This window comes from Pseudomonas sp. NBRC 111132 (assembly GCF_001320565.1).
GTDB classification, from domain to species: Bacteria; Pseudomonadota; Gammaproteobacteria; order Pseudomonadales; family Pseudomonadaceae; genus Aquipseudomonas; species Aquipseudomonas putida_P.
In genome coordinates this window covers 1-21,900 of sequence record NZ_BCBI01000017.1, presented here as the reverse complement: position 1 = coordinate 21,900, position 21,900 = coordinate 1, and the positions used below count along the sequence as shown (strand labels likewise).

General features: G+C 62.9%; 21 protein-coding genes. 9 read left to right on the top strand and 12 right to left on the bottom strand.

Annotation, left to right across the window (positions count from 1 at the left end; genetic code table 11):
- Positions 1-82 precede the first annotated feature (82 nt).
- Positions 83-343, top strand: coding sequence for a DUF1652 domain-containing protein (locus APH35_RS10535; protein WP_060494088.1), 261 nt, complete (start codon positions 83-85; stop codon positions 341-343).
- A 20-nt stretch (positions 344-363) separates the two neighbouring features.
- Here the strand turns inward: APH35_RS10535 and APH35_RS10530 are convergent, their stop codons facing one another.
- The 9 genes from APH35_RS10530 to APH35_RS10490 all read right to left on the bottom strand — a co-directional run bounded on the left by APH35_RS10530 (position 364) and on the right by APH35_RS10490 (position 9,721).
- Positions 364-978 carry a Yip1 family protein gene (locus APH35_RS10530; RefSeq protein WP_060514764.1) on the bottom strand — a complete coding sequence of 205 codons (615 nt, stop codon included), beginning with the start codon at positions 976-978 and terminating at the stop codon, positions 364-366.
- Positions 979-1,064: 86 nt separating this feature from the next.
- Positions 1,065-1,352 (bottom strand): hypothetical protein, encoded by a 288-nt coding sequence (locus APH35_RS10525; protein ID WP_012272188.1) that lies wholly within the window; start codon positions 1,350-1,352, stop codon positions 1,065-1,067.
- 167 nt (positions 1,353-1,519) lie between these two features.
- Entirely contained in the window at positions 1,520-2,167 is a 648-nt protein-coding gene (gene alkB / locus APH35_RS10520; protein ID WP_041166487.1) for a DNA oxidative demethylase AlkB, read from the bottom strand.
- Between the two features lie 188 nt (positions 2,168-2,355).
- Positions 2,356-3,801, bottom strand: a complete 1,446-nt coding sequence (locus tag APH35_RS10515) for a curlin (RefSeq protein ID WP_012272190.1) — start codon at positions 3,799-3,801, stop codon at positions 2,356-2,358.
- A 16-nt stretch (positions 3,802-3,817) separates the two neighbouring features.
- Complete coding sequence (locus APH35_RS10510) at positions 3,818-4,291, bottom strand: curlin (protein ID WP_060514763.1); 474 nt, start codon at positions 4,289-4,291, stop codon at positions 3,818-3,820.
- Positions 4,292-4,307: 16 nt separating this feature from the next.
- Positions 4,308-6,539, bottom strand: a complete 2,232-nt coding sequence (locus APH35_RS10505; protein ID WP_012272192.1) for an Ig-like domain-containing protein — start codon at positions 6,537-6,539, stop codon at positions 4,308-4,310.
- A 32-nt stretch (positions 6,540-6,571) separates the two neighbouring features.
- Positions 6,572-7,900, bottom strand: coding sequence for a hypothetical protein (locus APH35_RS10500; protein WP_060494086.1), 1,329 nt, complete (start codon positions 7,898-7,900; stop codon positions 6,572-6,574).
- Positions 7,901-8,210: 310 nt separating this feature from the next.
- Positions 8,211-9,029 carry a phosphatase PAP2 family protein gene (locus tag APH35_RS10495; RefSeq protein ID WP_060494085.1) on the bottom strand — a complete coding sequence of 273 codons (819 nt, stop codon included), beginning with the start codon at positions 9,027-9,029 and terminating at the stop codon, positions 8,211-8,213.
- Positions 9,030-9,031: 2 nt separating this feature from the next.
- Positions 9,032-9,721: a histidine phosphatase family protein gene (locus tag APH35_RS10490; protein ID WP_060514762.1), complete on the bottom strand. Its 690-nt coding sequence runs from the start codon at positions 9,719-9,721 to the stop codon at positions 9,032-9,034.
- A gap of 273 nt (positions 9,722-9,994) precedes the next feature.
- On the opposite strand from APH35_RS10490, the gene APH35_RS10485 reads away from it, so the two are divergent.
- The 8 genes from APH35_RS10485 to APH35_RS10450 all read left to right on the top strand — a co-directional run bounded on the left by APH35_RS10485 (position 9,995) and on the right by APH35_RS10450 (position 19,143).
- Positions 9,995-10,741: a gluconate 2-dehydrogenase subunit 3 family protein gene (locus APH35_RS10485; protein WP_060514761.1), complete on the top strand. Its 747-nt coding sequence runs from the start codon at positions 9,995-9,997 to the stop codon at positions 10,739-10,741.
- Between the two features lie 3 nt (positions 10,742-10,744).
- Entirely contained in the window at positions 10,745-12,529 is a 1,785-nt protein-coding gene (locus tag APH35_RS10480; protein ID WP_012272202.1) for a GMC family oxidoreductase, read from the top strand.
- Between the two features lie 12 nt (positions 12,530-12,541).
- Positions 12,542-13,789 (top strand): cytochrome c, encoded by a 1,248-nt coding sequence (locus tag APH35_RS10475; protein WP_060514760.1) that lies wholly within the window; start codon positions 12,542-12,544, stop codon positions 13,787-13,789.
- Between the two features lie 220 nt (positions 13,790-14,009).
- On the top strand, positions 14,010-15,029 hold the full coding sequence (gene ptxS, locus APH35_RS10470) for a transcriptional regulator PtxS (protein ID WP_060514759.1): 1,020 nt from the start codon (positions 14,010-14,012) through the stop codon (positions 15,027-15,029).
- A 66-nt stretch (positions 15,030-15,095) separates the two neighbouring features.
- Positions 15,096-15,875: a sugar phosphate isomerase/epimerase family protein gene (locus tag APH35_RS10465; RefSeq protein ID WP_060514758.1), complete on the top strand. Its 780-nt coding sequence runs from the start codon at positions 15,096-15,098 to the stop codon at positions 15,873-15,875.
- Positions 15,868-16,818 (top strand): sugar kinase, encoded by a 951-nt coding sequence (locus APH35_RS10460; protein WP_060514757.1) that lies wholly within the window; start codon positions 15,868-15,870, stop codon positions 16,816-16,818. The genes APH35_RS10465 and APH35_RS10460 overlap by 8 nt, the downstream gene beginning before the upstream one ends.
- A 59-nt stretch (positions 16,819-16,877) precedes the next feature.
- A complete protein-coding gene (locus tag APH35_RS10455; RefSeq protein WP_060514756.1) occupies positions 16,878-18,170 on the top strand; it encodes an MFS transporter in 1,293 nt (430 codons plus the stop codon).
- 10 nt (positions 18,171-18,180) lie between these two features.
- Positions 18,181-19,143 carry a 2-hydroxyacid dehydrogenase gene (locus tag APH35_RS10450; protein ID WP_012272208.1) on the top strand — a complete coding sequence of 321 codons (963 nt, stop codon included), beginning with the start codon at positions 18,181-18,183 and terminating at the stop codon, positions 19,141-19,143.
- Between the two features lie 58 nt (positions 19,144-19,201).
- Here APH35_RS10450 and APH35_RS10445 read toward each other — a convergent pair whose 3' ends face one another.
- From APH35_RS10445 to bamA, 3 genes are all read right to left on the bottom strand, one after another.
- Entirely contained in the window at positions 19,202-20,167 is a 966-nt protein-coding gene (locus tag APH35_RS10445; RefSeq protein ID WP_012272209.1) for an endonuclease, read from the bottom strand.
- Positions 20,168-20,181: 14 nt separating this feature from the next.
- Entirely contained in the window at positions 20,182-20,565 is a 384-nt protein-coding gene (locus APH35_RS10440) for a hypothetical protein (RefSeq protein WP_060514755.1), read from the bottom strand.
- Positions 20,566-20,712: 147 nt separating this feature from the next.
- A partial coding sequence (bamA, locus tag APH35_RS10435; RefSeq protein ID WP_082425766.1) for an outer membrane protein assembly factor BamA occupies positions 20,713-21,900 on the bottom strand: 1,188 nt, incomplete at its 5' end.

Here is a 21,900-nt window from a genome sequence, read left to right as displayed (position 1 = left end):
GGCATGCGCAATATCAATTGGCGCCCCGCCCGACAAAGGCGTAATTCCACACAACAGGCCATCGCACAGAGAGGGTCGTACCATGTCGTTGATAGGAGTTTCGATGCTAGAGATGCGGCAGATGATCGAGCAGGCGTGCCTGCCGGATCGCTGTGAAGTCAGCTGCCTGGATGGCGCCCACCTGACCATCCGCCTGGGTCAGGGCCAGAGTCTCGATCAAAGTGTGACCCTTAGCGGGGTCTCGCTGCACAACCTGAACAGTTGCCGTGACCTGGTCAACCTGGTGGGGCAGCTTCATGCGCTACGTGACAACCACCCGGCGCCTCTCAGGTCGATGGCCTGAGGGCGCCCGCCGTGCCCCGGTCAGCCCAAGCTGGCCGGGCGTACGTACTCTGGCATCAGGCCGTTGAACCAGAACAGGATCATCGCCACCAGCATGCTCACCAGCAGCAACAACCCTACACCCCAGACACAGGTTGCAAACAGCATCGCCTGTTCCTTCTTCAGCCGCAGGAATGTCTGCAACCCGCCATAGAGCAACACGCTGGCATAGGCAGAGCCAGCCAGCAGCGCGGCGAAAGCCAGCCAGCGAATAGGCACCAGGCCGACCACCCCGGCAAAGAACCACGGCGTGGCGCAGTAGGCGGCAAAACCAATGCACTGGTTCAGGCTGGGCTGTGCATCGAACCCGCGCGACATCCAGCGGATCATCACCCCCATCAGCATCACCCCCACGACGGTGGTGGCATACAGCAGCCCCGCCAGTTGCGCGGCGCTGCCCATGCTCAGGCGCACTCGCTCCTCAGCCGCCAGGCTCCAGCCGAAGGTGGTGGTGCCGACAAACAGGCACACCGCAGGGACCAGTGCCAGGGCCAACAGGCGCGGCAGGTATTGCTGTGGGTGGTCTTCCTCGGCACGGCGGATATCCAGCCAGGCGTCGGCGGGGTGGGTGAATAGCTTGAGCAACGGACTGTTCATGGCGTTCTCCAGCAGGCATGGGCCTTTTAGCTATGGAGACACGCTGCGGCCAGGCGGTTCAGCCGGGTTGGCCGCCGTTGATCGGCTTACTGCAATTCCAGCAGCAAGTTCAGGCCGCCGTCACCGCATTTGCCCTGGTCGCGGACCACACCACGGTAACTTCGCCCATCCCAGACGAAGGCCACGCTATGCGCACGGTCCACCTTGTCAGGCAGCGGTGGGCAAATGTGCAGGCGCAGCCCAGGGCGGCCTTGCAGGTTGAGGGCGGCGAGCTGGCATTGGCATTCCACGCTCTGCGCCACCGGGCCGAACAGGGTGTCGCGTACGTAGTCGAGCTGCAGCGAGGCATTGGGTGCACGGCCAGGCATCTTCATGGGTGCGTGGCTCCGTTGCACAGGCTTGAAGGATTGAGCGGGTAGGGCATGGCGAGCTCCAGACTGAAGAGAGAGCGGCTTAACGTTTGAAGCTTGCCTGGCCAAGATGTTCAATGTGTTTCATGTACGTTCATCTTGTTCGACGTCGATGAGGGAGGGCAGACCCTTCAGGCACCCGCCTTGCGCAAAGTCAGGTTGATACGCCGCTCACCCAGACGCGGGTGCGTGCCGGGCTTGATCGGTAGCACACCATGGAAGCGCAAGCGGTCTATGCCCCCCCAAACCAACACATCGCCGTGGCTCAGCGGGATGCGCTGGGTTTTGTCGGCGCGCTGCAGACCGCCGAACAGGAACACCGCCGGCAAGCCCAGTGACACCGACACGATCGGTTGGCCGAAATCCTGCTCATCGCGGTCTTGGTGCAGGCTCAGGCGGGTGCCCGGCAAGTAGTGGTTGACCAGGCAGGCATCTGGCACGAAACCCTCGAACCCAGCCAAGGCTGCAGCTCGGGCAGCCAGGGCGAGCAAAACCGGGGGCAGGGCGGGCCAGGGCTTGCCGCTGAGTGGGTCGCTGGGGCTGTAGCGGTAGCCGCCTTCGTCACTCACCCAGCCCAGCGAGCCGCAATTGGTCAGGCCTACCGCCATGCGCAGGCCCCCCGGGGTGTGCATGTGCCGGAACGGCGCGGCACGCAGCACTGGGCGCAGGGCGTCGAGCAGCGCCTCGGTTTCGGCCAGGGCGAAGCCAGGCAGCAGCACGGTGTGGCTGGCCAGGCGTTGCGGCTGGGGGCCGAACAGGTCGAGGTCGGACTGGATCATGAGGGGCTGCATATGTGTGATGTGTAGCCAGTGTATCCCGATGGATGCAATTGCTGTAGGACCGGCCTTGTGCTGCGAAGAGGCCAGCATAGCTCCCCAGGCGGAGCGAAAGTATGCCAAGGGTTGGGGTATCAAAAAAGGAACCGCGGCACCAGGGAGAGGAGCACCGCGGTTCAAGGGGGAGAGGTTTACTTCTGGGTCACAGTGGCCAGGTTCGCGCTGCCCAGCTGGGTGATGGTGGCGGTTTGGGCGATACCGCTCTGGTCGACGAACGCCTTGTTGCCCTGGCCTCCCTGGGTCACGTAGGCGACGTTGATGCTGTCAGTCTGTTTGATGGTGGCTTCGTTGCCGCTACCGTACAGCTGGTTGGTGTAGCTTTGGTTGGCGTAGCCGGACTGGTCGAGGGTGATGGAGTTGCCGGTGCCCTGGCTGTTGCCGTAGGCATAGTTGTCGGTACCGCGTTGGTCGGCGATCAGGATGTTGTCGGTGCCGTTCTGCTCGAAGTACAGCTCGTTGTTGACGTCATCCTGCTTGGTCTGCATCTGGTTGCCTTTACCCGTCTGGGTCAGCGTGGCCATTTGGTCAGCGCCCTTCTGGGTCAGGTTGACGCCGTTGCCATTGCCCGTCTGGTTGATGGTGGCGTTCTGGTTGGTGCCGAACTGGCCGCCCATCTTGGCGCCTTTCCAGTTGCTGGCGGTGATGCTGTTGCCATTGCCTTTGGTGTTGATGGTCAGGTTGAGGTTTTCACCATTTTGGTAGGTGAAGTGCAGGTTGTTGTTGCCGGTCTGGGTGATGGTGGCGGTCGCGTTGTTGGTCTCGAACTGATCCGACCAGCTGGCGTTGGCATTGCCTTGCTGCGACAGGCTGACCTTGTTGCCGGTACCGAAGCTCTGGTCGATATAGCCTTCGTTCGCCTGGCCGGTCTGGGTCACGGAGGCCTGGCTACCGATCTGGTTGTCCTGCCACACCTCCACCGAGTTGCCGCCACCGTACTGGCCAATGCCGATGGTGCCACCGGTGCCTTCACGCTGGTCGCCATAGGCCCAGTTGTCGTGGCCATCCTGGTAGACCTGAATGTCGCCATCGACATGGTTCAGGTGCTCGGCGGCGGCGTAGTTGTCCTGGCCGGTCTGGTTGACGGTGCTGCGGTTGTTGAGGCCACCGAAGGTTTGCTCGATGAAGGCCTCGTTGCGCTGGCCAGATTGCCAGGTGGTAGCTTTGCTGCCTTCCTGGCTGTCCTGCCATACCGTGGATTTGTTGCCGACGCCTTGCTGGGTTTGCAGCGACTCGTTGTTCAGCCCAACCGACTGGCTGGCGAAGGCGTCGTTGTAGCTGCCTGAAGCCTGCTGTTTGATCTGGCTGCCATTTTCAAACAACTGCTCGGCGTAGCCGGCATTGTACTGGCCAGTGGCGCTCTGCTGGATATCGCTGGTGCTTTCGGTCTGCACCGCCAGGTGGTTGTGGCCCTTGCCGGTCTGGTTCTGGGTGGCCGAGGCAAAGGAAGCCTGGGTCTGGGTGACTTCGGCGATGTTTTCCTTGCCGTCCTGAGTCTGGGACGAGGTGCTGTCAGCAGCCATGGCCTGACCTGCGAGGGCCAGGACGATAGCGGCACTTAACGGAGCGAGCTTGTACATGGTGGTGCCTCCAGGTCTATCGGTATTGGGTGATCTGAACATGCTGGCCATTGCCGGCCTGGGTCACGGAGCTGTTGAGGCCCGAGCCGGACTGCACGATGCTGGCGCTGTTGTCGTTGCCGATCTGCTCGATGGCAGCGCTGTTGCTGCTGCCGCTTTGGCGGATCGACGCGCTGTTGCCATTTCCCTGTTGGCTGATACTGGCCATCAGGTCACTACCTTCTTGCAGGATGTACGCTTCTTGCGCACCACCGGCCTGGACGATGCGGCCCAACAGGGCCTGACCGTTCTGGTCGAGGGCGGCGCGGTTGCCCGACCCTTGCTGTTCGATCACCGCAGCCTGACCGGCACCGACCGGTAGCAGGCGGATGATCACCGGGTCACCTAGGTCGTTGCCGGGCGCAAGGTCGGCATTGTCCATCAGGTCATCGGCCCAGCTGGCCTGGCCCGCCAGGGCCAGGCTGAACAGCAGTGGATACAGGCGTTTCATGGCGTTTCCCCCGCCTTTACTGCACAACCACGTTGACGGTGCGGGTGGTACCCGGGCTGGTGGTGATGGTTGCCGTCGGCGCGGCGGTCGGGATGATCGTGGTGCTGTTGCTCACTGCCAGACGCCAGCGGCCGTTCACCGGCACCGTGGCGGTACCCAGCGTCTGTACGCCGGTGGTGGTGGTGACCCGGACGGTGACAACGTTGCCCGTGGTCACCGACGAGGTACCGCTGATATCCCAGTTGTACCGGTTGTTGGAGCGCGCCGTGACGGTGGCTGCCGTGACCGCGAAGGTTTCGGCGGCAGGCCGTGGCGATACGTTGACGGTGACCGTGCCTGGGGTAGACAGCGCCCCCAGCGAGTCACGGGCCTGGTAGGTGAAGGTGGTGGTGAAGGCCGTGGTCACCGTGGCCGGTGGGGTGTAGGTGACCGTGGTGCCGTCGGTGCTGACTGTGCCTCGGCCGGCAGCCGGTTGGGTGACGCCAGCAACGGCCAGCGGTACGTTGCCTTCTGGATCGGTGTCGTTGGCCAGCACGTTGATGGTCAATGGCACGCCCAGGGTGGCAACGGTTTCCGGGTTGGCAGTCGGTGCCTGGTTAGGCGCGACGTTGATGGTGACCGTGGCCGGTTCCGACTTCAGCCCCTTGGCGTCCACCGCCCGGTAACTGAAGGTGGCCACCAGCGGTTGCGTGGCCCCGGCTGGCGGGGTGTAGGTAACCGAGGTGGTACCGTTGAGCACCACGCCGCCAAGGCCGGTTCCAGGCTGGGTCAGGTCGCTGATGGTCAGCGGAACGTTGCCGTCCGGGTCGCTGTCGTTTTGCAGCAGGTTCAGGGTAATCGGCACACCGACACTGGTGCTGCCAACGTCGGCCTGGGCCAGCGGTGGCTGGTTGGCCGCCTCGACCGGTGCGTTGCCGACCACGATCACCGGTTCCACGTCGCTACCCCCATGGGCAGACTTGACCGTAACGGTGGCTGGCGGTTGCGCCACATCGTTGACCGTGAGGCTTTGCAGCGTGCCCGATTTGGACAGGCGGCCATAGCCTTGGGCGAGCATGTCGGGGATGGTGACCTCGTCACTCGACCTGGCCTCGATCAGCAGGCGCTTGTTGGCCCAGTCATAGCGCGCGGTGCTGACCTTGACCACGTCGGTGAGCTTGCTTGACAGCGCGGTCGGCTGGGTGCCGGCGGCACTGTTGCTGGCGGTGACCACCACTACCGCCGGCGGCACGGCCTGGCTGAGCTGCTGGCTGAAGAACAGGCCATTGTTGTCCGCCGTCAGGTTGAACTGGCAGGGCGAAGGCGGCGTGCCGATAAGCGCCAGGCCATTGCGCATGCACAGGCTGGCCTCTTTCGGGGCCTTGGCGAACACTTCCACGCGGGTGCCGCTGCCGTTGCGCGAGTAGGTGGCGCGCTCCAGGGTGACCGGGGTTTGCGCGCGTTGGTCCAGCACCTTGCCCGAGACAGTGAACAACGCAGTCTCGATGCGACCGGGCGGGCCGTCGATGCGGATGAAGTTGGTATTGAACGGGCTGCCCACCACGGCTTCTGGGCGGTTCGGGTCACCAATGAAGGTTTCGGTGGCGCCGGTGTCCGGGTTGACTTCGGTGTAAGGCCCGCCAACCCCTCGCAGCCATGGCCCGAGTGCGCCGTTGAGCGCCCCGGTGAAGTTCCCCGGCGCACCGATACCGATGTCGCGGGTAATGTTGATCGCTCGCCGACCGGGCGAGGTGACGTTGACGGTTTCGACACCGTAAGGGTGCGTAATGGTGTACACACCTGCGCGGGGTACCGATACACGAATACGGATGCGGGCGAAGCTCTGCTGGTCGCCGTCCACCGGGTTTTCGGCGGCAAAGGCCGCTTCCAGGCCTGCGACATAGGCATCCAGTTCATAGCCGCTGTTACCCACGGCAGGGATGGTGGCCTCGGCCAGGAACCAGAACATCTCAGGCGGCCAGTTGTCCGGGAACACCAGCGGCAGCGCATCGTCGTAGATGCCGGGTTCCGGCAGCAGGGTGCACATGTAGGACGGTGCGGCCGGGGTGCCGGGTACGCGGGTACTGGTGGCACGTGACTGGCACAGCTCCAGGGACTGGTTCAGGCCGTCCTTGTACCACATCGGGTAGCCACCGGTGGCGAAGGTGTAGGGCCCTGGGTCCACTTCAGACAACGCGGCAAAGGCAGCGCTGGTAACGGTGAGGGAAAAACCGGCGGCGAACAGCGCACGGCGCGACCAAGTGTTCATGCTGCCTCCTTGAAGGCTGAGCCTTTGTCTGTTCATGGCACCAGCACCACGTCTTCGGTATCGCTACCCCCATTGGCGCTGGTGACCTGCACCTTGGCCGGCGGGATGGGTGAGACGGTCATGCTCAACGTCTTCACCGCGCCGTTGCCGCCAAGGTTGCCGATCAACGTACCGTTGCCGGTATGGGCGGTGAGCACGGGTGGGGTGGTTTCGTCGCTGGTGCTGGCCACCAAGGTCAGCTCGCCGGTGGACAGCCGGTACTGGGCTTGGGTGATGGTGACCAGGTCGGTCAGCGGCACGTTGTGGGTGGTCAGGCTGCTGGTCGGAATCGCCACGCTGTTGTCGGCGGTGAGTGTGAGGATGGTGCCGGCCGCCGGGTTCAGCGCCGATTGGGCGTACCAGGCGCCGGTGCCGTTGGCCTCGGTGAGGCTCAGGTTGGGGGTCTGGCTGGTCAGGGTTACGCTGGCAGGCGGCGGCGGGGCCATCACGAAGATGTCCTGCTGGGCACGCAGGTCGCCATTCTCGGTATGCCGCGAGTACGTGCTGCGCTGTGGCATCAGCGGGGTAGGCAGGGCGACAGTCGAGAGCTTGCCGGAGATTGCGAAAAGTTCGGTACGCAGGTCGATGCCGCCAGGGCCTTCGATGCGGACGAAGTTGGTGTTGAACGGGCTGCCGGTTACCCGTTCTTCTAGGTTCGGGTCGCCGATGAAGCGTTCGTTACCTTCGGTGTAGGGGCCGTTGACACTGCGCAGGAACGGCCCGACATCGCCCTTCAGCGCACCGGTGAAGTCGCCTGCGCCGGCAATGCCGATGTCGCGGGTCATGTTGATCGCACGGCGCCCTGCGGCGGGGACATCGAACACTTCAACGCCGTAGGGGTGGGTGACCACGTAGGTGCCGGCGGTAGGGACATCAACCCGGATACGCACCCGGGCGAAGCTGACTTGGTCACCCTCTACCGGCTCTTCGGCGGCGAATGCCGCTTCGATTGCCGTGCCGTAGCTGAGGTTGATGCCGCGGGCGGCGTCGGCGATGGCGGCGTCGGCAGTGAACCAGAATGCCTCGTCAGGGAAGTTGGTGGGGAAGACGATGGGTTGGGTATCGTCGAACACACCGGGCGTAGGCAGCAACGTGCACATGTACGACGGTGCGCCGGGTGCGCCGGCGACCCGAGAGCTGACGGCTTTGGTCAGACACAGGTCGAGGGTACGACCGTGGCTGTCCTGGTACCAGGCAGGGAAGCCGCCGTTGGCGGGGACGTAGGCGCCTGGATCGACAGCATTCAGTGCAGCCTGCGCCGGAAGCTGGAGCATGCCGGCGAAAATCGCCACTGCCAGCGGGTGGGGTATCGGTCGGTGCATGAGTCAATTCCTCCTGCAAACGGGCCCATGGACTTGGGGCGTCTGGGAGGAGATCGGCAAGAGCTGTGCCAACAGTTGAATATTGCGTTGCAGGCCTTGTGGCGCAGGGGGTGGAGGTTTTCAGCAGGAGGGTTCACAGGCGGCCGGCGGTGGGCAGCGTTCCCCCAAGGTTGGGGATTGGGGGCAAGTAATTCCAACCCAGTTTTCGCACCCCCGCCATGCCAAGGCGAGCACCGGACCTGTGTGAGCAGCACAAGGCTGCTCCAGGGCTAGCTTGGGTGATGGTGCAAACCAGCCGCTGCCACAGGTACTACGCGAAGTCTGCAGTCTGGGTACTAACGGCTTCAGGACTGTGTTCAGGCGCCTGCAACGCGATGCGTCCATAGAAAAACAATGCCGTTGCCCAGGTTGTCAGCCAGACAAAGATCCCAGCCCAGAAGGTATGGGACATATAGTGCCAACCCTGCAGCACCCGGGTAGTGCCGTACACGAACCCGATCAACAAAATAGCCACCAGCAACTTGCGTGCATGCGCCCAGCGGTGACGAAGTGCAACGAAATACAGCGCCAACAAGGTAAACCCGCTGGAAGCATGGCCACCCGGCCAGCAACGGCCATCGCCGGCCTTGCTCCACAAGGAAAAGTTTTCGAACCATTCGACCCGGGCGTGTGAGCCGCCATACAGCGTGGTTTCCACGGGGCAATACACGCTGGTGTGGCTTTTCAGGTAATGAATCACGGTTGTGCTCAGCGCAAACGCCACCACAATAAACAGCAAGTCGCGGCGGTGTTGGGTGGTAAAACGCAGCACCGGGGCGATTCGGGCCTTTTCCAACACCCGGGTCAGGCCCCCTTGAGGGCGGTTGGCCAGGCGCGGCCAGATGAACGACAGCAGGCTGCCGATGACGGCCAGCTCACCCGTCCAGTCCGGCAGGATGCGCGGCCATTTGTGCGTGGCTTTCTCGAACCACTGGTTGTGCAGCAGCGGGAACTGCCCAGTGGCCGGGTCGAGCAGCAGGTTGCTGATCCAGCGATCGAGCTCCGTGAGGTCGAATGCCATGAACACGATGGCGGCCAGCAACAGCGGCAGCAGCAGGTTGTTGCGGTAGAAGGTGGCGCGGGAGGGCATGTTCAGAGTTCCTTGGCTTCAACGAGTTTGCGCCATTCACTGGCTGCTATCTGGCCCAGCATTTTCGCCTTGCCATCGCTGCCCTGGGTAATGAACAGGGCGCTGGCATAGCTGTTGGACATCGCGCTTGAGGGCACTTCTAGCGCCTGTTCCAGCCGCTCCATGCAGCCGCTGTGGCTGACCAGCACGAGGTTGTGGCCGTTTCGCTTGAGCGCCAGGGCGTTTTCGGCAAAGTCGCCGTCACACTGATTAAGCCAGTCTTGCGTGGCAATGGTTTTACCGAACATGGCGTGTGCGGTCTGCCGGGTGCGCACCTCCGGGCTGGCCCAGACATCGGCTGCGCTCAGGCCGAGGTGTTGCAGGCCGAGGCCTACATTGGCCGCCACCTGGCTGCCCACGACCGTGATACCGCTGGGGTCACCCAGGCAGGCACCGCTGGAGCGGTCGCAGCGTTCAGCATGGCGCAGCACCACAATCACCGAGCCTTTCGCCCAGGCGGCCTCGAGCCCGCTGCGTTGCAGGTGATGCGGGTTGCCCAGGTTTGGGATGGCCATGTGGGCATGCGCCCAGGCTGCTGCCGCGCCCAGCACGAACAGCATGCACAGGACTGCCAATTGCGCCGCACCCCAAGGCAGTCGGTATACCTGCGCAAGCCGTGAGGCGGGGGATTTGTCGATAACGCCTTGCAGCATATTGCCACTCCAGTCAGCTCGCTCCATACGAGAGCGTCGGCACTGTAGGCGGTGGAATGTCGGCAGAGAGTGAGGCAGGTGTGAAAAAAGCCTTATCGGACAGCCGTACGGGGGTGGCTTGAGCTGTAATAAGTCAAGTATGAAACCGGTTTCAAAACATTTCTGAACGCGCTAGATTATTCGGCTGTCTTCTTGATGGCCTATCAAGATCACCCCCTAAAGAAATCAGATGGCGCTTTCCAAGGCCGCCGCACAGCCGAATGAGGACTTCCAATGCCTGAGCATGCCCCAGACAACCCGCGCAGGGATTTTCTGCGCAAGACCTTGACCCTGATCCCTGTCGTTACCGTGGCCAGCACAGGGCTGGGCGTGGGCGCCAGCCAGCTGCTTGCGGCCCCGCAAGCGCATCAGCAACCCAACGTGCCGGCCACGCCACCCGCGGGCGACTATCAGCCGACGTTCTTCAGTGGCGAAGAGTGGGCTTTTGTCCAAGCTGCCGTGTCGCGCATCATCCCGGCCGATGAACTTGGCCCCGGCGCACTCGAAGCCGGCGCCGCCGAATTCATCGACCGGCAGATGAACACTCCCTATGCGACGGGTGCACAGTGGTACATGCAAGGCCCGTTCAACGCCGACGCGGCGCCCGAGCTGGGCTATCAGCTACAGCTCAGCCCACAACAGATCTACCGCCTGGGCATCGCTGCCGTGGACGGCTGGTGCAAAACCAACGGCGGGCAGCCTTTTGCTGCGCAAGATAGCGCTACCCGAGACCGTATTCTCAGCAAGGTCGAGGCAGGCGAGCTGGTGTTCGATACCGTTCCGGCCAAGGTGTTCTTCAGCTTGCTGGTGCAAAACACCCGTGAAGGGTTCTTCTGCGACCCGATCCATGGTGGCAACAAAGGCATGGTCGGCTGGACCCAGATCGGTTTCCCCGGCGCCCGCGCCGACTTCATGGACTGGGTCGAGCGCAACGAGCCTTACCCGTTTCCGGCTGTATCGATTCGCGGCGAGAGGGCTTGAAGCATGGCGACTGTGTTGAACAAAGTGGATGCCGTGATCGTCGGCTTCGGCTGGGCCGGCGCGATCATGGCCAAGGAGCTGACTGAAGCGGGTCTGCACGTGGTAGCCCTGGAGCGCGGGCCGATGCAGGACACCTACCCGGAAGGCAGCTACCCACAAGTGATCGATGAGCTGACCTACAGCGTGCGCAAGAAGCTGTTCGTCGATGTATCGAAAGAAACCGTCACTGTCCGCCATAGCGTGAACGACGTGGCGCTGCCCAACCGCCAGCTCGGTGCCTTCCTGCCAGGTAAGGGCGTTGGCGGTGCAGGCCTGCACTGGTCGGGCGTGCACTTTCGGGTCGACCCGGTCGAGTTGCGCCTGCGCAGCCACTACGAAGAGCGCTACGGGCGCACGTTCATCCCCGAGGGCATGACCATCCAGGACTTCGGCGTCAGTTACGAAGAACTGGAGCCGTATTTCGACTTTGCCGAAAAGGTTTTCGGCACTTCAGGCCAGGCGTGGACCGTCAAAGGCAAGGTGGTCGGTGAAGGGAAGGGCGGCAACCCCTATGCACCGGACCGTTCCAACCCGTTCCCACTGCCTGCGCAGAAGAACGTTGTATCGGCCAGGTTGTTCGAAAAGGCCGCCACGGGCCTGGGCTACAAACCCTACAACTTGCCCTCGGCAAACACCTCCGGCCCCTACACCAACCCCTACGGTGCGCAAATGGGGCCGTGCAACTTCTGTGGTTTTTGCAGCGGCTACGTGTGCTACATGTACTCCAAGGCCTCGCCCAACGTGAACATTCTGCCGGCGCTGCGCCAGGTGCCCAACTTCGAGTTGCGGCCCAATGCCCACGTGCTGCGGGTGAACCTGGACGATAGCAAGCGCAAGGCTACCGGTGTGACCTATATCGATGCCCAGGGGCGCGAGGTAGAGCAGCCAGCGGAGCTGGTGATCCTGGCGGCGTTCCAGTTCAACAACGTTCGCCTGATGCTGCTTTCCGGCATTGGCAAGCCTTACGACCCGGTGAAGAACGAAGGTGTGGTTGGGCGTAACTTCGCCTACCAGAACATGGGGACGGTCAAGGCGTTCTTCGACAAGAGCACCTACACCAACAACTTTATCGGCGCGGGTGGCAATGGCATTGCCATTGACGACTTCAATGCCGACAACTTCGACCATGGCCCGCACGGCTTTGTCGGCGGCTCGCCGATGTGGGTGAACCAGGCCGGCAGCCGGCCGATTGCCGGCATCTCCAACCCGCCGGGCACGCCGGCCTGGGGCAGTGCCTGGAAGAAAGCCACAGCGGACTACTACACCCACCAGGTGTCGATGGACGCCCACGGCGCTCACCAGTCCTACCGTGGCAACTACCTGGACCTCGACCCCACGTACCGCGACGCCTACGGCCAGCCGCTGTTGCGCATGACCTTCGACTGGCAGGAGAACGACATCAAGATGAACCAGTTCATGGTCGGCAAGCTGAGCAAGATCGCCCAGGCGATGAACCCCAAGGCCATTGCCGTGCTGGGCAAGCAGGTGAAGGATCACTTCAACACCGCCAGTTACCAGACCACCCACCTGAATGGCGGCGCGATCATGGGCACCGACCCGAAAACCAGTGCACTGAACCGCTACCTGCAAAGCTGGGACGTGCACAACGTGTTCGTCCCGGGCGCTTCGGCGTTCCCGCAGGGGTTGGGGTACAACCCGACCGGGCTGGTGGCCGCGCTGACCTATTGGTCGGCCCGCGCCATCCGCGAGCAGTACCTGAAAAACCCCGGCCCGCTGGTTCAGGCCTGAGGAGCGATGAGCATGAAGACAATGTTGATCGCAACCCTGCTGCTGGGTGCCGGTACGGCTGCGCAGGCGGCCACCCATGACGATGCGCAGGTGCGCCAAGGTGCATACCTGGCCCGCGCCGGTGACTGTGTGGCCTGCCACACCGCCAAGGGCGGCAAGCCTTTTGCCGGTGGCTTGCCGATGGAAACGCCAATCGGCACGGTGTATTCCACCAACATCACCCCGGCAGCCAGCGGCATTGGCCAGTACAGCTTCGAGGACTTCGACCAGGCGGTGCGCAAGGGTATCGGCAAGGACGGCAGCACCCTGTACCCGGCCATGCCGTATCCGTCATATGCACGGGTCAGCGAGCAGGACATGCAGGCGCTGTACGCCTACTTCATGAAGGGCGTGGAGCCGGTCGAGCAGCCGAACAAGGCCACCGACATTCCCTGGCCACTGAGCATGCGTTGGCCGCTGGCAATCTGGCGTGGCCTGTTCGCACCAGAGGCCAAGCCTTGGCAGGCCTCGGCGGCAGCCGACCCGGTGGTCAACCGTGGTGCGTACCTGGTCGAAGGGCTTGGGCATTGTGGCGCCTGCCATACGCCACGAGCGCTGACCATGCAGGAAAAAGCGCTGAGCCCTGCGGATGGCGAGCAGTTTCTGGCCGGCAGCGCTCCGCTGGACGGCTGGATTGCCAAGAACCTGCGTGGCGATCACCAGGACGGGCTGGGTAGCTGGAGCGAGGCGCAGCTGGTGCAGTTCCTCAAGACTGGGCGCAGCGATCGCAGCGCCGTGTTCGGCGGCATGAGCGACGTGGTCGAGCACAGCATGCAGCACATGACGGATGCCGACCTGACCGCGATCGCCCGCTACCTGAAGACCTTGCCGCCGAGCAACCCCGACGACCAGCCGCACGTCTACGACAAGCAGGTGGCGCAGGCGCTGTGGAGCGGTGATGACAGCAAGCCTGGGGCTGCGGTGTACATCGACAATTGCGCGGCCTGCCACCGCACCGATGGCCAGGGCTACACCCGAGTGTTCCCAGCGCTGGCCGGTAACCCTGTGGTGCAAACCACGGATGCCACATCGTTGATCCATGTGGTGTTGGCGGGGGGCACGGTACCGGCAACGCATACCGCGCCATCGAACTTCACCATGCCAGCGTTCGGTTGGCGCCTGAGTGACCAGGAGATTGCCGAGGTGGTGAATTTCATTCGCAGCAGCTGGGGTAACCAGGGCGGCGCCGTTACGGCCAGTGATGTGAAGTCGCTTCGCTGACCTCTTACGTGCATCCTGATGCATTGGGGGGGCGGGGTTAACCCGCTCCCTTATTCTGCGTCTTAAAATTACTGTTATATCAGTATCTTAAGTAACTTATATAATCTCGAATATCATATCGGCTTCAACATTACTGACTAACGGTATGTTGACGAATTGCCACAGATTTGCTGTATTGAAACCGGTTTCATCGCAATCACAATAATCACAAGGACAACCCATGACCGACGCGCCTGCCCATGCCCGCGAACGGGTCACCATCAGCGAAGTAGCGCGTATCGCTGGCGTTTCCAAAGCCACCGTCTCCCGTTACATCGGTGGCGATCGTCAATTGCTGGCCGACGCTACCGCCAAGCGCCTGGAAGAGGTCATCGAGCGCCTCGGCTACCGCCCCAACCAGATGGCCCGCGGCCTCAAGCGCGGCCAGACGCGACTGATCGGCATGCTGGTAGCCGATATTCTCAACCCCTATTCAGTGGCCGTGATGCATGGTGTGGAAACCGCCTGCCGTCAGCACGGTTACAGCCTGGTGGTGTGCAACACCAACCGTGACGACGAGCAGGAACGTCACCACTTGGAGGCCCTGCAGAGCTACAACGTCGAAGGGTTGATCGTGAACACCCTGGGTCATCACCCCGGTGAACTGCTCAACCTGCAGCGTGACATCCCCATGGTGTTGGTCGACCGCCAGTTGCCCGAACTGAACGTGGACCTGGTCGGCCTGGACAATGCCGACGCGGTCGAGCAGGCCCTCGAACACCTGCAGGCCCAAGGCTACCGCGATATCCTGGCAGTCAGTGAACCCCTCGATGGCACCAGCTCACGCCTGGAGCGGGTGCAGGCGTTCGGCGCGTCGGTCAGCCGCCGGCCCGGCATGCGTCAGCAAGTACTGGAAACCAGCACGGGGCTGCAGGGCCAGCTGGCTTCGTTTCTCGCCCGCCATAGCCATGGCCCACAAGCCATCTTCACCTTCAACGGCGTAGCGACCTTGGCGGTAACCCGGGCCTTGCAAGAGGCCGGGTGCAACTTGTTTGCCGACGTCGGGTTGATCGCCCTCGACGACCTGGACTGGTACCCCTTGGTTGGCAAAGGCATCACTGCACTGGCCCAGCCTACCGAACGCATCGGTGAGGCGGCTTTCGAAAGCCTGCTCGGCCGCCTTCGCGGCGACAGCGGGGCAGCGCGGCGCATCGACTTCAAGGCCGACCTGATCATCCGCGGCTCAACCCAACCCCAGTAAGCAACGGCAGGCCTGTGTCCGCCGCTGCCGATCAAAAATGAAACCGGTTTCATAAGGATAAGAACAATGCACCCGAACCCCGTTTCCATCAGCCTTTCCAGCTACGGTGCCGACTTTGTACGGCAACGTGGCCAAGAGCAGTTCCTGGACTTGCTGGCAGCCGCTGGCGTTAGCCGAGTGGAATTGCGCGAAGAACTGTTCGCCAGTGCACCTGACGCATCCGCCCTGGGTGCGGTCATTGCCGCATTGCACCTGGAGTGCCTGTATTCGACACCCCTTGAACTGTGGACCACGCAAGGCATGCCCGATCCACTCCTGGTCTACAAGCTGGAAATCGCCCGAGCGCTTGGCGCGGTGGCGCTGAAGGTTTCCCTGGGCCATTTCAATGAGCGCTGCGATATGGCAGCCCTGGCGGCAGTGCTGCCGGCACATGGGCCGCTGCTGCTGGTTGAAAACGATCAGACCACCCAAGGAGGCAGGATCGAACCCCTGGTGGAGTTTTTCCAGAATGCCGAGCAGTTACGGCTGCGCCTGGGGATGACGTTCGATATCGGTAACTGGCAGTGGCAGGGTGAGGCTGCGGGGCAAGCCGCACGGCAACTTGGCCGTTGGGTGCAGTACGTGCACTGCAAGGCTGTGCAGCGCCGGGCCGATGGCCGCCTGGTTGCCATACCGCCCCAGGCGGCGGACCTACACGAATGGGCAACGCTGCTGGCCGAGTTCGCGCCTGGCGTGGTACGCGCCGTCGAGTACCCCTTGGTTGGCGAAGACCTGCTGGCGCTGACCCGCGCCCAGGTGCGTAGCCTGTCTGCGCTGGGCGCGGAGCAGGAGGTGGCCCATGCATGAGCATGACGTGCTGTGTTTCGGCGAGACCATGGCCATGTTCGTTGCCGAGCAAACCGGCGACCTGGCCAGTGTCGAGCAGTTTGGCAAACGCATCGCCGGTGCGGACAGCAACGTGGCCATCGGCCTGGCGCGGCTGGGTTTCAACGTGCGCTGGCTGAGCCGGGTAGGTGACGATTCGCTGGGCCGTTTCGTGCTCGACAGCTTGCGCCGCGAAGGCCTGGACTGTTCCGGCGTGGAGGTGGACGCCAGCTACCCCACCGGTTTTCAGCTCAAGGCCCGCTGCGATGATGGCAGCGACCCGTCGGTGGAGTACTTCCGCCGTGGCTCGGCAGCCCGTCGGCTGTCGCCAGCGCTAATTCATTCAGACGTGCTGCAAGCACGCCATCTGCACGCCACCGGCATTCCGCCGGCGCTGTCGGACAGTTGCCGGGCGCTGTCCCACGCGCTGCTGGACGCCATGCGCGCAGCGGGGCGCAGTATTTCGTTCGACCCCAACCTGCGCCCCTCGCTGTGGCCTGATCAAAGCAGCATGGTGCGCGAAATCAATGCCCTGGCGACCAAGGCCGACTGGGTTCTACCGGGCCTGGAAGAGGGGCGGTTGCTGACTGGCCAGCAAACACCGGCGGACATCGCCGCATTCTACCTTGACCAAGGGGTTGAGCTGGTCGTCATCAAACTGGGCGAGGCCGGCGCCTACTTTCGCAGCGCCAAGGGCGAAGGGCAGGTAGCGGCGGTGCCGGTCAGCCATGTGGTGGATACCGTTGGTGCCGGCGATGCCTTTGCCGTCGGCGTGCTCAGTGCGCTGCTGGAGGGCCGTGCAGTGGCTGAGGCCGTGGCGCGTGGTAACTGGTGCGGCAGCCGTGCCGTGCAATCGCGGGGCGACATGGAAGGGTTGCCGCTGCGCCACGAGCTGGAGGCCCACAACCTGCGCAGAAGCGCTTGACCCAACCAACCCCGAATCACCTGTTGCAACAAAAACAACAAGCTCAGGAGAAACAAACCATGCAAAGCCCAAGCCTGGCACCTCGCCGTTGGTGGTACATCATCCCAATCGTGTTCTTCACTTATAGCCTGGCGTACCTGGACCGCGCCAATTACGGTTTCGCCGCCGCCTCTGGCATGGCCGACGACCTGCAAATCACTCCCGTGCTGTCTTCGCTGCTGGGTGCGCTGTTCTTTCTCGGTTACTTCTTCTTCCAGGTACCCGGTGCCATCTACGCCGAAAAGCGCAGTGTGAAGAAGCTGATCTTCGTCTGCCTGATCCTTTGGGGCGGCCTTGCCACGCTTACCGGCATGGTCAGCAACGTCTACATGCTGATCGGAATCCGCTTCCTGCTTGGGGTGGTGGAGGCGGCGGTCATGCCGGCAATGCTGGTGTACCTGTGCCATTGGTTCACCCGTGCCGAGCGCTCGCGTGCCAATACCTTTCTGATGCTCGGCAACCCGGTGACCATCTTGTGGATGTCGGTGGTGTCGGGGTACCTGATCAAACATTACGACTGGCGCTGGATGTTCATCATCGAAGGCCTGCCAGCTGTGATCTGGGCGTTCTTCTGGTGGCGCCTGGTGGATGACCGCCCGGCCCAGGTCAACTGGCTGAGCGCACAGGAAAAGGCCGCCCTTGCGCAAGCACTGGCCGCCGAGCAGCAGGGCATCAAGCCAGTGAAAAACTACCGCGAGGCGTTCCGCTCGCCGCAGGTGATCATCCTGGCGCTGCAGTACTTCTGCTGGAGTATTGGCGTGTATGGCTTCGTGCTGTGGCTGCCGTCGATTCTCAAGCAAGCGGCGAACGTCGATATCGTGCAGGCCGGCTGGCTGGCCTCGGTGCCGTACCTGGCAGCGGTGCTGGCGATGGTGGGCGTGTCCTGGGCGTCCGACCGCCTGCAAAAACGCAAGCGTTTCGTCTGGCCGCCACTGCTGATTGCCGCCGTGGCGTTCTATGGCTCGTATGCCTTGGGCACTGAGCACTTCTGGCTGTCGTATACGTTGCTGGTGGTCGCCGGCGCCTGCATGTACGCACCCTATGGCCCGTTCTTCGCGATCGTGCCCGAGATCCTGCCGGCCAACGTCGCAGGCGGTGCCATGGCGCTGATCAACAGCATGGGCGCGCTGGGCTCGTTCGGTGGCTCGTGGCTGGTGGGCTACCTCAATGGTGCAACAGGTGGGCCTGGCGCCTCTTACCTGTTCATGTGTGGTGCGCTGCTGAGCGCAGTGGCGCTTACCGCTGCACTCAATACTTCCCAAATGTCTGGCCGGGCAAAGCGCGATAGCGCGCAACTGGCCGTGAACCCTTAGGACACTTGCAATGAAGAAGCGAATTGTTCTGTATAAACGCCTGCCCGCTGACTTGATGGCACGCCTGCAAGCGCGCGTTGAGGTGACCTGGGTAGATACGGCCCAGCCCGATGGCCTGGCCCGCTTGCGCGATGCGTTGCCGGGCGCGCACGGGTTGCTCGGGGCCAGTGTGCGCCTGGATGCCAGCCTGCTTGACCTGGCGCCTCAGCTGGAAGTGGTGTCCAGCGTTTCGGTGGGCGTGGACAACTACGATGTTGCCGAACTCAGCCGCCGTGGTGTGAAGCTGACCAACACGCCCGACGTGTTGACCGAAACCACCGCCGACACCGGCTTTGCCCTGCTCCTGGCCACCGCCAGGCGGGTGGTGGAGCTGGCGAACTGGGTGCGTGATGGCCATTGGCAGGCCAACCTGGGGCCTGCACATTTTGGCAGTGATGTGCACGGCAAGACGCTGGGCATCGTCGGCATGGGCCGCATCGGCGAGGCCTTGGCCCGGCGCGCATCCGCCGGCTTTGGCATGCGTGTGCTGTACCACAGCCAGCGCCCCAAGCCCGAGGTGGAGGCACGCTATGGCGCAAGCAAATGCAGCCTGGATGCCTTGTTGCAGCAGGCGGATTTCGTTTGCCTGACGGTGCCGCTGAACGCCAGCACCGAAGGCCTGATTGGCACACGGGAACTGGCGTTGATGAAGCCCGAAGCAATCCTGGTGAACATCTCGCGTGGGCGTGTGGTGGATGAACAAGCGCTGATCGAAGCGCTGCGGAACCGGCGCATTCGCGGCGCGGGGCTTGATGTGTTCGTGCAGGAGCCGCTGGCGACAGACTCGCCGCTATTGCAGCTCGATAACGTCGTAGCGACCCCGCATATCGGCTCAGCGACCGAGGAAACCCGCCAGGCCATGGCGCGTTGCGCGGTGGACAACCTGCTCAGCGCGCTGGCCGGTGAGCGGCCGTTGAACCTGGTCAACGGCTAGCGCGAACCCTGGTACTTGCACAAGGCCGCTCACACAAGTGAAGGCCCCGCAAGTCAAGTCATCGGCAGTTACCCGCCTTGCGGTAGCCCGCTGCCTGCGCTTCACCTTCGGTGGCGAACGTAACCTGGTTCTTCGCCGCCACCTGGTTGTAGCCCGGGCAGCCAACCGACAGGTGATAGACATGGCTGTTGCGGTTGCCTAGCACAGCCCCGACCGACTCGGCGCTGGCCAGGCTCGGTTTGGCCTCTGCCTTGGCGGCTTTCACTGGCACCGCTTGCACCACGCCGCTGCCAACCGGCTTGTAGTCGGCCGTCCACTTGCGTTCCCCGCTTACGAACGGGTTGGCATGCCCCATGATCGCGGCAATACGCCGGTCGCGTTCTTTCTCCCAGGCCGACACCGGGTGTTGCTTGTCCCAGGCCATCAGCAGCTGTTGCTGCTGGCGCGACATGCTCAGCTGGTAGCGGTCGAACATGTAGAACGTGGTGCGGGCCACCAGGCCTTTGACTTCATCACGCGGTTCGGCGGCGCGCTGGACGAAATCGACCTTGGTGCTGCATTGGCCGTATTCACCTGCATTGCCAGCCACCATGCCGTAGTTGAAGTTGCTGCGGTCACCGTTGACCTCGCCCACGGCCGGGTACAGGTTGAACAGGTCGGCCTCCATGGCGCGGAATACCGGGTCGTTGTCCACGCAATGTTCGCGGCCACCGTTCTTCCAGCACTGGCGCTGGTTGCCGAAGGTGTAGGCGGGCACGATGTGCTCCCACTCGGTACGCTCGGCGCGGTTCTGCTGCTTGCGTGTCTGGTAACCGCACGAGGCGGCATCGATACGCCCGCCGGACTTGCCCACCCAGGTCCACTTGCAACCGCAGTACAGGTCGCCCATGGCACTGCTGGCTTGGTCCAGGTACACCTTCTGCTTGGCCACCACCTTGGCTTCGGTGAAGGTTGCCGGCGGATTGGCCAGGGCGGGCAGGGTAAAGGAAAACAATAAGGTTACGGCGTAAAGCAGTGATTTCATGGAGAAAACATATTTCAGATTGGGGCGCGCATTGTAATGCTTTCCCCGTTGCAGGCCAGCTCGCGAAGCCATACCAGTGGTCGGCCAGGGTGTTCGCTGGCCATGAGGCTGAAGGTGGCTGAGTCGAGCATGTCGCGCACCTGGGTGCTCATGCGCAACAGGCGCTCGATGAAACCGGCTGTGACGGTGCCGTAGTCTTCCAGGGAAACACCGCTTTGGTTGTGCTGGATTGCCAAGTGGTAGTGGCTCACCCCGGCACCGTCGCCACTGCCGCCCAGGACCACGGTGAAACGTGGGCCGAGCAGGCTGGCCAGGCGCTGTTGGACCAGGTCGAGCAGTGCCAGCGGTATTTCATCGTGCCGCAGTGTGGTGGGGAAGCAAGGGGTGAAGGGAGGCATGAGTGTGTCCTGCTGGGCGGGGTTCGAGTGCAGGTCAGCTTAGGCAATGTGACTGTCAACTTGGGTTAAGCGAGGGTAAAAGCGGGTAATGCTCCAGAGCGCTTCGCGGTCCCTGTAGGACCGCGCAGGACGCTTGCCTTGCCGGCTTCAGAATGTCTGCCCCAGGGAGAACTGGAAAATCTGGGTCTCGGCGTTATCCGGCTTTTTCAACGGCGCCGCCAGGCTGAAGCTCAGCGGCCCCATCGGGCTGTACCAGGTCACGCCAACCCCCAGCGACACGGCCATCTGCGCCAGGTCGACGCTGCCACAGCCTTGGGTGGTGGACAGGTAGCAGGTGTCGGCATACACATTGCCCGCATCGACGAACAATGAGCTGCGCAGCTGGCTCTGGTCCTTCACGAACGGCAACGGGAAAATGTACTCGGCACCGCCGGTGATCAGGATATTGCCCCCCAGCACATCGGTGTCTCGGTCGGAGTAGTAAGCCTGGCCTGAGCTTGCATAAGCACCGGTGGCCGGGGTGTTGCGTGGGCCGAGGGTGCCGCCCTTGAACCCACGCACCGAACCCTGGCCACCTGCGGTGTAGCTTTCATAGAACGGCAAGCCGTCGGTGGAGCCGTAGCCATTGCCATAGCCCAGGCTGGTGTGCAGGCGCAGTGCGGTGTTGTTGGTCACCGGCAAGTAGGCCTGGCCGTTGTAGTCCAGCTTGTAGAATGACAGGTCGCTGCCTGGGGTGGTGGCCATCAGCGTCAGGCTCTGCGAGTGGCCACGGGTGGCCAGTACGCCTTTATTGAGGGTGGATTCCGACCAGCCGATCGAGGCCTTGAGGTTGTTGAAACTCTTGCCCTCGCGGGAAATGAAGTCGTAGATCTCGTCGGCGCTGTAGGTGCCCGGCGAAAGGTCGTCGTGCTGCAGGGTGAGGCCGTAGCTCAGGCGCGAAGTTTCGCTGATCGGGTAGCCAAAGCTGACCCCGGCGCCGTAGCTGTTGATCGCATAATACGAAACGCCATCGTCGTAGTAATCGCTGTAGTCGGTGCTGTTGTAGAACAGGTTGTAGCCCAGGCTGACCCCGTCGGCGGTGAAGTAGGGGTCGGTGAAACCGAAGTTGTACTTGGTCTGGTATTCGCTGCGCGTCAGGCCGATCGCCACCTTGTTACCGGTACCGAGGAAGTTGCTCTGGCTGATCGAACCACCGAGGATCAGGCCGGCGCTCTGGGCGAAACCGACGCTGGCGGTGATCGAGCCGGAGGCCTGCTCTTCGACGCTGTAGTTGACGTCGACCTGGTCGTCGGTGCCAGCTACCTGCGGGGTCTCGACGTTGACTTCCTTGAAGAA

Coding starts and splice junctions, on each gene's coding strand:
- APH35_RS10535 (WP_060494088.1), top strand. CDS start 83: ATGTCGTTGATAGGAGTTTCGATGCTAGAGATGCGGCAGATGATCGAG.
- APH35_RS10530 (WP_060514764.1), bottom strand. CDS start 978: ATGAACAGTCCGTTGCTCAAGCTATTCACCCACCCCGCCGACGCCTGG.
- APH35_RS10525 (WP_012272188.1), bottom strand. CDS start 1,352: ATGAAGATGCCTGGCCGTGCACCCAATGCCTCGCTGCAGCTCGACTAC.
- alkB (WP_041166487.1), bottom strand. CDS start 2,167: ATGATCCAGTCCGACCTCGACCTGTTCGGCCCCCAGCCGCAACGCCTG.
- APH35_RS10515 (WP_012272190.1), bottom strand. CDS start 3,801: ATGTACAAGCTCGCTCCGTTAAGTGCCGCTATCGTCCTGGCCCTCGCA.
- APH35_RS10510 (WP_060514763.1), bottom strand. CDS start 4,291: ATGAAACGCCTGTATCCACTGCTGTTCAGCCTGGCCCTGGCGGGCCAG.
- APH35_RS10505 (WP_012272192.1), bottom strand. CDS start 6,539: ATGAACACTTGGTCGCGCCGTGCGCTGTTCGCCGCCGGTTTTTCCCTC.
- APH35_RS10500 (WP_060494086.1), bottom strand. CDS start 7,900: ATGCACCGACCGATACCCCACCCGCTGGCAGTGGCGATTTTCGCCGGC.
- APH35_RS10495 (WP_060494085.1), bottom strand. CDS start 9,029: ATGCCCTCCCGCGCCACCTTCTACCGCAACAACCTGCTGCTGCCGCTG.
- APH35_RS10490 (WP_060514762.1), bottom strand. CDS start 9,721: ATGCTGCAAGGCGTTATCGACAAATCCCCCGCCTCACGGCTTGCGCAG.
- APH35_RS10485 (WP_060514761.1), top strand. CDS start 9,995: ATGCCTGAGCATGCCCCAGACAACCCGCGCAGGGATTTTCTGCGCAAG.
- APH35_RS10480 (WP_012272202.1), top strand. CDS start 10,745: ATGGCGACTGTGTTGAACAAAGTGGATGCCGTGATCGTCGGCTTCGGC.
- APH35_RS10475 (WP_060514760.1), top strand. CDS start 12,542: ATGAAGACAATGTTGATCGCAACCCTGCTGCTGGGTGCCGGTACGGCT.
- ptxS (WP_060514759.1), top strand. CDS start 14,010: ATGACCGACGCGCCTGCCCATGCCCGCGAACGGGTCACCATCAGCGAA.
- APH35_RS10465 (WP_060514758.1), top strand. CDS start 15,096: ATGCACCCGAACCCCGTTTCCATCAGCCTTTCCAGCTACGGTGCCGAC.
- APH35_RS10460 (WP_060514757.1), top strand. CDS start 15,868: ATGCATGAGCATGACGTGCTGTGTTTCGGCGAGACCATGGCCATGTTC.
- APH35_RS10455 (WP_060514756.1), top strand. CDS start 16,878: ATGCAAAGCCCAAGCCTGGCACCTCGCCGTTGGTGGTACATCATCCCA.
- APH35_RS10450 (WP_012272208.1), top strand. CDS start 18,181: ATGAAGAAGCGAATTGTTCTGTATAAACGCCTGCCCGCTGACTTGATG.
- APH35_RS10445 (WP_012272209.1), bottom strand. CDS start 20,167: ATGAAATCACTGCTTTACGCCGTAACCTTATTGTTTTCCTTTACCCTG.
- APH35_RS10440 (WP_060514755.1), bottom strand. CDS start 20,565: ATGCCTCCCTTCACCCCTTGCTTCCCCACCACACTGCGGCACGATGAA.